At 46.4% G+C, this 12,139-nt stretch carries 12 protein-coding genes; 2 read left to right on the top strand and 10 right to left on the bottom strand.

The features are described from left to right. Nucleotides 1–41 precede the first annotated feature (41 nt). From RH88_RS11045 to RH88_RS11020, 6 genes are all read right to left on the bottom strand, one after another. Entirely contained in the window at nucleotides 42–923 is an 882-nt protein-coding gene (locus tag RH88_RS11045) for a DMT family transporter (protein WP_005595922.1), read from the bottom strand. Nucleotides 924–1,074: 151 nt separating this feature from the next. Next, nucleotides 1,075–1,629 carry a sugar O-acetyltransferase gene (locus RH88_RS11040; RefSeq protein ID WP_005595921.1) on the bottom strand — a complete coding sequence of 185 codons (555 nt, stop codon included), beginning with the start codon at nucleotides 1,627–1,629 and terminating at the stop codon, nucleotides 1,075–1,077. 219 nt (nucleotides 1,630–1,848) lie between these two features. Continuing rightward, nucleotides 1,849–3,156 (bottom strand): serine--tRNA ligase, encoded by a 1,308-nt coding sequence (gene serS, locus RH88_RS11035; protein ID WP_005595918.1) that lies wholly within the window; start codon nucleotides 3,154–3,156, stop codon nucleotides 1,849–1,851. A gap of 91 nt (nucleotides 3,157–3,247) precedes the next feature. After that, a complete protein-coding gene (locus RH88_RS11030; protein WP_005595913.1) occupies nucleotides 3,248–4,597 on the bottom strand; it encodes a replication-associated recombination protein A in 1,350 nt (449 codons plus the stop codon). Between the two features lie 3 nt (nucleotides 4,598–4,600). Next, complete coding sequence (gene lolA, locus RH88_RS11025; RefSeq protein WP_005595911.1) at nucleotides 4,601–5,197, bottom strand: outer membrane lipoprotein periplasmic chaperone LolA; 597 nt, start codon at nucleotides 5,195–5,197, stop codon at nucleotides 4,601–4,603. A 127-nt stretch (nucleotides 5,198–5,324) separates the two neighbouring features. Beyond that, nucleotides 5,325–5,939 carry a YecA family protein gene (locus RH88_RS11020; protein ID WP_005595909.1) on the bottom strand — a complete coding sequence of 205 codons (615 nt, stop codon included), beginning with the start codon at nucleotides 5,937–5,939 and terminating at the stop codon, nucleotides 5,325–5,327. A 203-nt stretch (nucleotides 5,940–6,142) separates the two neighbouring features. Between RH88_RS11020 and RH88_RS11015 the strand changes: the two genes are divergently transcribed. Beyond that, a complete protein-coding gene (locus RH88_RS11015) occupies nucleotides 6,143–6,712 on the top strand; it encodes a type II secretion system protein (RefSeq protein WP_005595907.1) in 570 nt (189 codons plus the stop codon). Nucleotides 6,713–6,802: 90 nt separating this feature from the next. After that, the gene (gene dusC / locus RH88_RS11010; protein WP_005595905.1) at nucleotides 6,803–7,753 is read left to right on the top strand and encodes a tRNA dihydrouridine(16) synthase DusC; all 951 of its coding nucleotides are present in this window, start codon (nucleotides 6,803–6,805) and stop codon (nucleotides 7,751–7,753) included. Between the two features lie 112 nt (nucleotides 7,754–7,865). On the opposite strand, the gene RH88_RS11005 is transcribed toward dusC, so the two are convergent. The 4 genes from RH88_RS11005 to RH88_RS10990 all read right to left on the bottom strand — a co-directional run bounded on the left by RH88_RS11005 (nucleotide 7,866) and on the right by RH88_RS10990 (nucleotide 12,083). Next, complete coding sequence (locus RH88_RS11005; protein ID WP_005595903.1) at nucleotides 7,866–8,660, bottom strand: ABC transporter ATP-binding protein; 795 nt, start codon at nucleotides 8,658–8,660, stop codon at nucleotides 7,866–7,868. Further along, nucleotides 8,657–9,592, bottom strand: a complete 936-nt coding sequence (locus tag RH88_RS11000; RefSeq protein WP_005595901.1) for an ABC transporter permease — start codon at nucleotides 9,590–9,592, stop codon at nucleotides 8,657–8,659. The genes RH88_RS11005 and RH88_RS11000 overlap by 4 nt, the downstream gene beginning before the upstream one ends. Before the next feature lie 101 nt (nucleotides 9,593–9,693). After that, a complete protein-coding gene (locus tag RH88_RS10995; RefSeq protein WP_005595900.1) occupies nucleotides 9,694–10,659 on the bottom strand; it encodes an ABC transporter substrate-binding protein in 966 nt (321 codons plus the stop codon). A 230-nt stretch (nucleotides 10,660–10,889) separates the two neighbouring features. Continuing rightward, nucleotides 10,890–12,083, bottom strand: coding sequence for a methyltransferase (locus tag RH88_RS10990; RefSeq protein ID WP_005595898.1), 1,194 nt, complete (start codon nucleotides 12,081–12,083; stop codon nucleotides 10,890–10,892). Nucleotides 12,084–12,139: the final 56 nt, after the last annotated feature.

The following is a 12,139-nucleotide window of genomic DNA, read 5'->3' as shown; positions in this document are numbered from 1 at the left end:
AAAAAACCGGCAAATATGCCGGTTTTTTATGTTCGTTATCCCTACTTTCGTTTCATAAACTGAGGGATCAACTTGCCATCGGTGCGATAGAGAATTAAAGAAAACAGAATCAAACCACAACCAATCAGCTTATTACGAGACAGTTCTTCACCATACCAGATGACACTCAGAAACACTGTCCATACCGGCTCTAAAATCATAATAAGCGCCGCATTGCCTGGGTTAATCTGCTTTTGCGCCATCGTCTGCATGACATAGCGCATCGCGGTCGCCAAAATAGTACTGGCGGCAAACCACCCCCAAATTGATGGTTCAACCGACACAGGCACTGTCTCAAACAACGCACTCGCGGCTAAGCCAATCATTCCAGTAACAAACAACTGAATACAGGTGAGTAGCATGATCGGCAAAGTCTGCGAGTACTTGCTGTTGATGTTGAAATAAATCGCCAACATGATGGCATTGAGCAAGAACCAAAACTGGCTGGTTGAGCCTTGCCAGCCATCTTTCAGTGATAAAAATGCCAGGCCGATAAAGGCAATCGGTAACGAGAACCAAAAGATGCGCTTCGGTTTTTGTTTAAACAATATCCACGCAACAAACGGCACCATCAACATCGACAGACTGAGGATAAACGCACCTTCACCTAGCGTTTCGCTGATAGAAATCGCATGAATCCAACTCATCAGCGCCATAGCAAGGAGACAGCCCACCATCGCGGCTGAACGCATATCATGCCAACTGGCACGACGCAGCGCTTTATAGCAAAACGGCAACAAACATAACGAAGCAACGGTAAACCTTAAACCGACAAAACCAAATGGCGGCAAGCCTTGAATGGTTTCCTTGGAAAATATCCAACCGAACGCCGACAAGACCGTTGCGGAAATTAAAATTAGGACAGCTTTGCGTTCTGCATTCAAAATGGTTTACTCGTTATTGTGCGAAGACAGCATTCTTCATTTTGGGCGATGATGCCAGTTTGGTACCGCGAAGGCGAGATGAGTGGTTATTCTATTCTCACCGTTTAAGAATGTACTGGATTACTTTTGTTCACTGTATTTAAGCTGAATATTAATCGTGTTCTAAACGACGAATAAGTTTAGCTGGCGTGCCGCCATACAAGCAGTCTGGCTCGACATTTTTATTGACCACTGAGTTCGCCGCAATCACCGAACGAGCCCCGATGGTGACCCCTTGGTTGATCACTACGTTGCCGCCGATCCAAACATCATCTTCCACTACAATCGGCAAACAGATGGTTTCCCATTGGCGACGACTGCGGTAATCCAATGAGTGGCTGGCGGTATAAAATTGAGCATTAGGCCCAATTAGCACGTGGTCACCAATCGTGATTGAAGCCCCGTCAAGCAACGTGGCATTCATATTAATGAAGGTATGACTACCAATCGACACGGTCTGACCGAACTCGCAAGAAAATGGGGCGCGAACAATGCTGTTTTCCCCCAACGAGTGGACTAATGCCGTCAAATGTTGAGTACGTTGAAGCTCGTCCGATGCTTGATTAAACTTCGCTAAAGAAGCGTACGCCTTATCTCGAACGTGGTTGAGACTTTCATCTGCGCCATCAAATAGCAAACCTTGCGTCATTTTTTCATATTCAGTCATATCGCTCTCCTACTGCTTGAGCACACACTTTGTTTGACTTGTCATTGTCATTTCCCGGCAGAGCATAGTGTCTCATGCCGAACTCAGCCATGTTTCACCTCGCAAATTGATAAAAATGACAGTTAATTTACATCACATGATGCTCTTTCAACCAAACCAGAATAACAGGCATAAAAAAACCGGCTACGAAAGCCGGTTTTCTCAATCTACCATCAGTGATTAACCGATGTATTCAGCACCGTTCATGTATTTCTGCAGTACTGCTGGGATGCGGATGCGACCATCAGCTTCTTGGTTGTTTTCTAGGATAGCAACCATAGTACGACCTACCGCTAAGCCAGAACCGTTTAGCGTGTGAACCAATTCAGGTTTCTTCTCGCCTTTACGACGGAAACGCGCTTGCATACGGCGAGCTTGGAAATCCCACATGTTAGAACAAGAAGAGATTTCACGGTAAGTTTCTTGTGCTGGTACCCAAACTTCTAGATCGTAAGTTTTGTGAGAGCCGAAGCCCATGTCACCAGTACAAAGCACCACTTTACGGTAAGGAAGTTCTAGCAACTGCAGTACTTTCTCAGCGTGACCAGTCAGCTCTTCAAGCGCAGCCATAGAATCTTCTGGTTTAGTGATTTGTACCAGTTCCACTTTGTCGAATTGGTGCATACGGATAAGACCGCGAGTATCACGACCGTAAGAGCCTGCTTCTGAACGGAAACAAGGAGTATGCGCTGTCATCTTAAGTGGTAGGTCCGCTTCGTCAGAAATGGTGTCACGCACTAGGTTTGTTACTGGCACTTCCGCAGTTGGGATCAGTGACAATTTACGTGGCTCTTCGTCGTTCACTTTTTCAGTTAGCGGCTCTGTATGGAATAGGTCTTTACCAAATTTTGGTAGCTGACCAGTACCAAACAAGCTGTCTGAGTTCACAAGGTAAGGCACGTACATTTCAGTGTAGCCATGCTCTTCAGTGTGTAGGTCTAGCATGAACTGAGCAATCGCACGGTGTAGACGTGCAAACTGACCTTTCATTACGATAAAGCGAGCACCGGTGATTTTCACCGCGCTTGCGAAATCAAGACCATCAGCCATTTCGCCCAAATCAACGTGATCTTTCAGATCGAAGTCGTAAGCTTTTGGCTCACCCCAACGAGAAATTTCAACGTTATCATTTTCATCTTTACCATCTGGCACTTCATCAGAAGGGATATTTGGTAGAGATAGCGTAATTTCGTCTAGTTGTGCCATTACTGCATCAAGTTCAACTTTTTTCGCTTCAAGATCGCTACCAAGAGTACCAATTTGCTTTTTAATCTCTTCAGCACCCTCTTTATCGCCAGCTGCCATTTTTTGGCCAATTTGCTTGGAGATCGAGTTACGCGTGGATTGTAAATTTTCAACTTCGACTTGAATCGACTTGCGTTGTTCTTCAAGGGTACGGATTGTCTCTACGTCTAGCTTAAAGCCACGGCGCGCCAGTTTAGCAGCTGTATCATCCAGCTCTGTACGAAGTAATTTAGAATCCAGCATTGTTAATCCTATGCTTTGAGTTGTGAAAACACGCGTACGTTCCACACACACGCGTTATATAATTTAACCGAATAAATGTATCCAAAAACGGCTACTTTTCATAGCGCTTTTGTGGGCTATTTGCGTCTAAATTAGCCAAGTAATCTAACTTTTCGCCGATTTTGCTTTCTAAACCGCGATTACTCGGCTGATAGTAACGTCTGCCTAACATTTCCGGCGGCAAATACTGCTCGCCAGCGGCATAAGCTCCTGGTTCATCATGGGCGTAACGATACTCCGCGCCATAGCCAAGATCTTTCATTAAATTGGTCGGTGCATTGCGTAAATGATGCGGCACTTCATACTCAGGTAAGTTGTGCGCATCCGTCAGAGCTTGTGCCCAAGCGGTATACACCGCATTACTTTTCGGTGCACACGCTAAGTAAACAACCGCTTGAGCGATCGCTCGATTTCCCTCTGCTGGACCAAGTCGAGTAAAACAATCCCAAGCTGAAATAGCCACTTGCATCGCTCGTGGATCAGCATTACCAACATCTTCTGAAGCAATCGCCAATAAACGGCGAGCGATATACAGCGGATCGCACCCTGCACTGATCATTCTTGCCGACCAATATAAAGCAGCATCAGGATTAGAGCCTCGAATCGATTTGTGTACCGCAGAGATAAGATCGTACCAAATATCACCTTTGTTATCGAAGCGTGAGACTTTTTCACCCGCCACTTCCGCTAGCAACGGTAAGGTAATCTGCTTTTCACCTTGCTCATTTTCCTGCGCCATATCGTAGAGCAACTCAAGATAGTTGAGCGACATGCGCGCATCACCATTCACCAGCTCTGCTAAACGGTCGAGAACATTATCAACAAACGAGGCTGGCACCTCGCCTAAACCGCGTTCTTTATCGCCAATCGCTTGCTGCAACGCCAATTTAATATCGGCAGTAGCCAGTGAGGTCAGCTTGTAGACACGTGCACGAGAAAGCAATGCGTTGTTAAGCTCAAACGATGGGTTTTCTGTGGTGGCGCCAATAAACGTCACTGTGCCATCTTCGATATGTGGCAGAAAAGCATCTTGTTGAGATTTATTGAAGCGATGCACCTCATCCACAAACAAGATGGTGCGGCGACCGGCGAGTTTATTCTCACGCGCACGCTCAATTGCCGCTCGGATCTCTTTCACACCGGAAGTGACCGCAGATACACGCTCAACTTCGGCATTGGCATAATTTGCCGCCACTTCAGCCAAAGTTGTCTTGCCAGTACCAGGGGGGCCCCATAAGATCATTGAATGGATATGACCCGCCTCTAACGCTCGGCGCAGCGGCTTACCCACCCCCAGAATATGTTGCTGACCAATATATTGATCCAACGTTTGTGGGCGCATTCGGGCTGCAAGGGGACGAAAATCTTCGTCCCCTGAAAAATCAAATAAGTAATTACTCAACGATTAGTTCCTTTGGTCGTCCACCTCTACACCTTGCGGAATAGTAAAGGTAAAGCGATCCGCCTTAGGCTTGTTCAGATCAATATTAGTAAAGCTAAAATTGCTTGTTTGGCCATCTTGCTCAATCACTTGGAAACCTTTAACCGCCCCTTTGGTGTCAATTTCCAGTTTAAATTGACCTTGATTGCTATCTAATGCGGTTGGTGTAAGCGTGAACATGTCACCTTGCTGGCTAACGTGGTAGTTATCCCAATCACTGGCACGATTACGAGTTAGCAATACAAATGGTGTTTGCTGTGTCGCTTGTTCCTGCCAATAAATGCTCACCTGCTCAATAAATGGGCTGTAATACCACAAGGTTTTACCATCAGAAACCAGCACATTTTCATCCGGTAACGTCGTGGTCCAACGGAATAGACTTGGGCGTGCAATTTCTACATCGCCTTGCCCTTCCATCACCACTTCCCCTTCAGGGCTAATTACCTGTTGCGCGAAGTCCGCACTAAATCCCTCTGTTTTTTGTAGACGGTCACTCAGCTCTTGTTGCGGAGTTGCCCATACCGAGAAACTAGTCAAAAGCAGTAGTAATGTTTTTTTCATGGTTTCATTCCTGAAATTTGTTCACCTGATGGTTATCGACCCAACCGACACCGCTGCAACGTCGAATAAGACTGCGTTGGCATGTCAGCAATTGAGTTATGACCGAAGAAAATCCACTTTGTTGCGACTATTTCCCGCAGCACTGCTTAAATTTTTTGCCGCTGCCACAGTTGCAAGGATCATTGCGGCCAATCTCTTTGTATGGATTGACACTTTGGCCTTTGGCACCCACTAACGACTCATCTGCCGCTAATGCCACTTCATTGATCATTAAATCCAGTTGGTCGATGAAGTCCGCCAACGCCGGTGGCGTCTCAATACCCGCTTCTTTCATCTGCGCTTGGGTTTGTTCTTGATCAATCGCCAGCATAAAAGTGGTAAGTAGCGCTTGCAGCATGCGCATCGTGCCATCACTAATATTGGTCTCAAGCCATTGAGTTTCAATGGTTGGCCATAGCGTCATAAAGCCTTGAGCAAACTCAGCCAACTGCGCTTGTTGCTCTTCACCTTGAGTTAAATCGAGTAATGAATATTCGTTGCACTTCAAGAAACTGTATTGGTGGTTAATCTGGCCGACGATCACCTTGTTAAGCTCGTCACTGCTCTCACCAAACACATCGGCTAACCAAGTTTCTGGTTGTAATGCTTTGGTGGCCATGTTGGCGGCAAGTACTACGCCTTCAACAAACATAGACGATTCTTGATGAGTGGTTTGGGCTAATGAGGCTAGTTGATATTTCATTACATTATTCATTCTAAAATTCGTAGCCGATGATTATACCTTGCCGACGTTCTTCGGTCACTGATTAGCAAGCCTAGCAAACGCAGATGAACCTCAGCTGAATTGAATAAATTTTACACAAGCTTGACTTTTGTTTTCTCAAAAACTGGCGCATCATTTATCTGAAACAAATATTTACATTTATATCTTGCTGCGAAAATACTATGAATAAGAATAATCAATCCGGCTTTACGCTCATCGAGCTAGTGGTGGTCATCGTGATCCTAGCGATCCTTGCGGTGGTCGCATTTCCTCGTTTTGTTAGCTATCAAAGAGATGCGCACCTTGCTCGTGCCGATGCGGCATTTGCCAGTTTTGAAAATGCCGTGCATCTTTTTCATAATAAGTGGCTCACGCAAGGTGAACCATCACCAAATCAAGTGGTCGATTACGGCCAAGGCGATATATTTCCATCTCAAGCTGGATTCCCCTTGTCAGTAGGAACGGCTACCCATCCTAACTATCCGGTGACAGGCGAAGATTGTGCTGAGTTATGGGAAGCTCTAATGAACGTTGATTTAACGATTCGTGCCTATGGTGCTTCTGGAGAGACAGGAACAATCTTGCCATCTAGCACAGATATCGCGACTTGGTACACCGGCAGCCAGCAATGTACTTATCACTATACAACTGGATTTGAAATTGATGAGAAAATGCCGACGATGCTGTATTCACCTCTGACTGGTGAATTTGAGTTCACAATGCAAGGTACTAACGCCACTAGTAGCAACTAATCCCTTTTGATAAAGGCTGATCGCACTAAACAGTGACTTCAAAGGTATTAATCATTAAAATCACGCCTCCCTAACTGGAGGCGTTTTTGTATGCGAGTTGTTTTGGGCCCTATGGAGGGCGTTTTAGATCACCTAATGCGTGAGATTTTAACAGACATCAATGACTACGATCTGTGTGTCACTGAGTTTGTGCGCGTGGTCGATCAGCGCTTACCCGAACACGTCTTTAAGCGTCTTTGTCCTGAATTAGATCAAGGCTCACAAACCAAATCGGGTGTGCCCGTTCATATTCAATTGCTTGGACAAGATCCACACTGGATGGCAGAAAACGCGGTAGTGGCGGCTGAACTTGGCGCTCGAGGTATTGACCTGAACTTTGGTTGCCCAGCCAAGCTGGTCAACAAAAGTAAAGGCGGAGCAGCGTTATTACAGCACCCAGAGCTAATTCATAGCGTCGTCAAAGCCTGTCGCGATGCGGTTGATCCGGCTATTCCTGTCACAGCAAAAATCCGTTTAGGTTGGGAAAACCCTGATGATTGCTTTGAGATTGTCAGTGCGATTGAATCAGCGGGAGCGAATGAACTTACCGTGCATGCTCGTACCAAATCAGGTGGTTATAAAGCCAGCGAAATTAAGTGGGATTACATTAACCAAATTCGTCAACGTAGCTCTATTCCACTGATTGCCAATGGTGAAATTTGGGATTACCAAGCGGGACAAGCGTGTATTGAAACGACCGGGGTCGATTCCCTGATGGTGTGCCGTGGCGCTTTCAACGTGCCAAACCTAGGTAACGTAGTCAAACACAACGCGACTATCATGCCATGGTCGGAAGTGGTCGAATTGATGCTGGTATACTCGCAGTATGAAATGAAAGGCGATAAAGGGTTGTACTACCCAAATCGCATCAAGCAGTGGTTCGCTTACTTACGTAATCAATACCCTGAAGCGGCAGACTTATTCCGTGAAATTCGCACCTTCAACAAAGCTGAGCCGATTGTTGAACGCATCAAGCACTACCGAGACAGTCTACAGGCATAAGTCATTGAAATCGTTTTAGCGAATCCATGCCTAACGATAAAAAGAAACCCATCATCGCGCCCGCTATGATGGGTTTTTTCATTGTTCTAACTGAATTGATGACTCGATTGGCTTAGCTTAACAGCAAGCTATCATCAGCCAATTCTTCACCGCGCACTTTGGAGAACATCTCCAGTAAATCTGGTACTGCCATATTGGCGCGCTCTTCACCCGTCACATCCAACACAATTTCACCCTGATGCAGCATCACCGTGCGATCACCACAGGCGAGTGCATCTTTCATTGAGTGCGTGACCATCATTACTGTGAGATTAAATTCACTGATAATACGTCGCGTCAGATCCAGCACAAAAGCGGCCATACGTGGGTCTAGTGCTGCGGTATGCTCGTCAAGTAACAACAGTTTACTCTCTGATAACGTAGCCATCACCAAGCTCACCGCTTGACGCTGGCCACCAGAAAGTAAACCAATATTGTCACCAAGGCGATCTTCCAAGCCAAGTCCAAGAATACTGATCCGTTCTTGGAACAATTTACGCCGGTTGGTTGAAAGTGAATGACTCCAGCCACGACGTTTTCCACGCATGTAGGCCAGCGCCATATTCTCCTCAATCGTCAGATCGCCACAGGTACCTGCGAGAGGGTCTTGAAACACGCGCGCACATTGATTGGCACGTTGAGCGACGGTTTGGCGAGTAACGTTAAGCTCGTCAATCAACACCCGTCCTCCAACAATTGGAGTTTCTCCGGTCACTGCGCCAAGCAGAGTCGACTTGCCTGCACCATTCGAGCCGATCACCGTCAGAAACTGATGCTCTGGCACTTCCAAATTAATCCCTTTCAACGCTCTGTTTTCAAGAACAGTACCCGGATTAAAAGTGACTTGAATATCTTCTAGTCGAATCATACCACTTCTCCTGATCCTTTGGTTTCTGTCGTCGCCACACTGGACGAGCTACGCTTTTTTACTCGCATATTACTCCTCACTTTTGGAGCAATCAGCGCCAGCGCAACCAAAACCGCCGTGACAAGATTCAGATCCGAGGCTTGAAGGCCAAACATGCCAGAGCTCAACGCAAACGCAACTGCGAGTCGATAAAGTACCGAACCGACAATCACCGCGACCACAGCAATCCAAATTTTACGGCCCGGGATCAGAGTTTGCCCTAAGATGACCGCGGCGAGACCCACCACAATCGTACCGACACCTGAAGTCACATCAGCAAAACTATTGGTTTGAGCAAATAGCGCACCAGCAAAGCCAACAAAACCGTTGGAAAGTGCTAGGCCAAAGTAGGTATAGAAAGACGTACTACCGCCTTGAGCGGAAACCATGCGAGCATTCACACCAGTCGCACGAAGACCAAGGCCAAAATCACTATTTAGCAGACGCACGACAAACCACGCAGAAATGAGCACCAACACACCGACCACTAAAGGACGTATGTAAACCGGATCAGCCAGTGCTTCAAACGGGGTTAAAATAGTTTCTTGCCCAAGTAGCGGTGTATTCGGGCCCCCCATGATGCGAATGTTAATTGAGAACGCCGCGATCATCGTCAAAATTGAAGCTAAAAGATGTAAAATACCACAGCGAACCGCTAAAAAAGCCGTCACCCAACCCGTCATTGCGCCAGCAATCACTGCCATACCAGTGGCAAGCCAAGGGTTGATTCCAGCAACAATCGCAGTGGCCGCAACGGCTGCGCCCATCGGAAAACTACCATCAACACTCAGGTCAGGAAAATCAAGTACGCGAAAAGTTAGGTAAACGCCTAGCGCTACCAAGCCATAAACCAGGCCAATTTCAAGCGCACCGAAAAATGCAAAAGCAGACATACGAACTCCCTTCTCTGCTTAATACCAATCTAAACGATGATTAAAATCACCCTCGATTGGCAAAATGGGCAACACGAGTATTGCCCCATCATTGCGATGCTTTACTTAACGCTGGTTGCGCGCTCTAAAACAGACTGAGGAATGTCGATACCAAGATCTTGCGCGACTTGAGTGTTAACCACCAAATCCGACCCTTTAGCAACTTTAACATCTAAAGTCCCCGGCGCTTTACCTTCGAGAATATCCGCTACATAAGCGGCCGTTTGCACACCAACTTGGTAATAATCAAAGCCAAGTGCAGCGATAGCGCCCTTTTCAACATAAGACGTAGCACCACCTAACACGGGTGTTTTTGATTGGTTTGCAGCGACAATCATGCCTTCAAATGCACTAGCAACGGTATTGTCAGTAGCGGCGTAAATAACGTCAGATTTAGCGGCAATCACTTGCGTTGCTGATTGTACATCTGCGCTCTTCAACGCTGTCGCTTCAACAATTTCAAGACCATGTTGTTGAGCGCTTTCTTTTAGTAGATTAACCAAGGCTACGGCATTTGCTTCACCTGGGTTGTACACTACACCAATCGTCTTAACATCAGGCAGCAATTCTTTAATCAGTTCTACGTGCTGGGCTACCGGAGACAGGTCCGACAGACCGGTGACATTTTTACCCGGCTGCTCAAGTTGATTAACCAATTTAGCACCAACAGGATCAGTCACAGCAGTAAAGACAACCGGAATATCACGCGTGGCGGCAACCAAAGCCTGTGCTGTAGGTGTTGCAATGCCGACTAACACATCAGGTCTTTCACCGACAAATTGACGGGCGATCTGCACTGCAATAGCTGGATTACCTTGCGCGGTTTTATAATCAAATTCGAGGTTTTTTCCTTGCTCATAGCCGCGTGCTTTCAGGCCATCAATCAGACCTTCACGAGTTGCATCTAGTGCTGGATGCTCAACGATTTGTGAAACAGCAACCGTGGCGGTTTTCGCCAAGATGCCTTGAGAAGAGAGTAATGCCGCACTCGCAAGAACGGCGGTTGCGATGACTTTGCCTGCTTTCATCTTAACTCCTTGATTTAAGCAATGGTTTGGATGTTGTGTGTGCCTATCATACTGGCTAATATTTTTTGTTATACCTGCACACTTTTTGTGCGCATCACTAATTATTACCAATTAGTAAAACAAATTGGAAGCAAGTTTTAACATCCAAACAACAAAAAGAGAGGTAAATGTTTATATTTATCCTCTCTTTCTATTGCGAATAGGTTATTTTCATCACATTAGGTGGGTCATCATTCACGCTGAGCTTGGATCAGCAGATTTCTTGGCGTCACTTCGCGACTGCAAAATTCACTCACAGTCACCTTATAGCCACTTTGCTGCAGATAGAGCGCTTTATCGAGCACCAACCACAACTCAATCGCGCGTTTAAACAACTGCTGAATTAAGCTCAATTTTTCCATTTGCCAATAGCGCTTGGTGCCTTGCTGTAAATAAGTATCAAAATTACATTGCGGCAAAGTAAACCCTTTCTGTTCTGCAGCCCATTGGCAAAACGGCACAAAGCCCGCCGATAGCTGTGATTTTTTAATACTCGGTACAGGTTGATAGTCCGCAAAACCAAGCTCTTGTCGCAACAATATATCCAAGCCTAAACGATAACTCATTTCCAAAAGACGATGGCGTTTAACTCGTTCGCCTCCCGTGACTAACTCTTGTAATGGTATGCGCAGTTCTGATTGGTTAAGTCTAAGAGCAGAATGGCGGCCTAACGTTGAGAGCGCTCGGTAGTGCTCGCTAGCCGTTAAGTGATAGCAGCATGGTGAAATAGTCATCGCCGACAGATGGTGGGCAACCCCCTTCTCAAGTAAAGTAGCATGCAGATCACCACACGCATGTAGCGCAACCGCATGCTGCTCTGAGTTAAAGACGTTATTTACCTCATCACTCAACGCATCACCATGCACAAACGTCATTGATAGCCCTTGCTTATCCGCTTCTTGCTGACCGGAGTGACAAAGCAACGCTTGATACTCAAGGCTGGTGACTTTTTGTTGGCTTTGACTGGCCAAAATACGCCCTAAGAAGCCTTTGCCAGAGCACCACTCCAGCCACTCTTGTGCTTGATGATTTTGCAGCGCAGCTTCACCCATCGCGGTAATTTGCGCCAGCTTACGCCCGGGAATGCCGTTATCCACGCCACGCGTGAGCGACAAGCCATGCAGCGTGACCGAAGGCACCACCAATTGCGCCAGAAAATTAGCTAAATCGGGAAAATAACCGCTAACCACTTCAACCAGTGCTTGCTGGTTTTGCTTATAGAACTCAATTTGTTCATCCGTAAGAGTGTTCAGCCATTGACATAAAGAGGGGTGACTTTGCTGCCAAGGCAACTCGGAATATTGTGAGACAAAAAATGGCTCAAAGCGCCAATAATCTTGATACTGAAGAAGGTATGTATCGATGGAGTTAAATAGAGTATGCATGCTTCCCTCTAATGAGCCACGTTGCGAGGCGCTAAGTTTAGAGGGAAGTGACGTGA

The sequence above is a fragment of the Vibrio scophthalmi LMG 19158 genome (assembly GCF_000222585.1).
Lineage (GTDB): Bacteria > Pseudomonadota > Gammaproteobacteria > Enterobacterales > Vibrionaceae > Vibrio > Vibrio scophthalmi.
The sequence above is the reverse complement of the archived record's forward strand: the minus strand, read 5'-3'. Positions and strand labels throughout refer to the sequence as shown.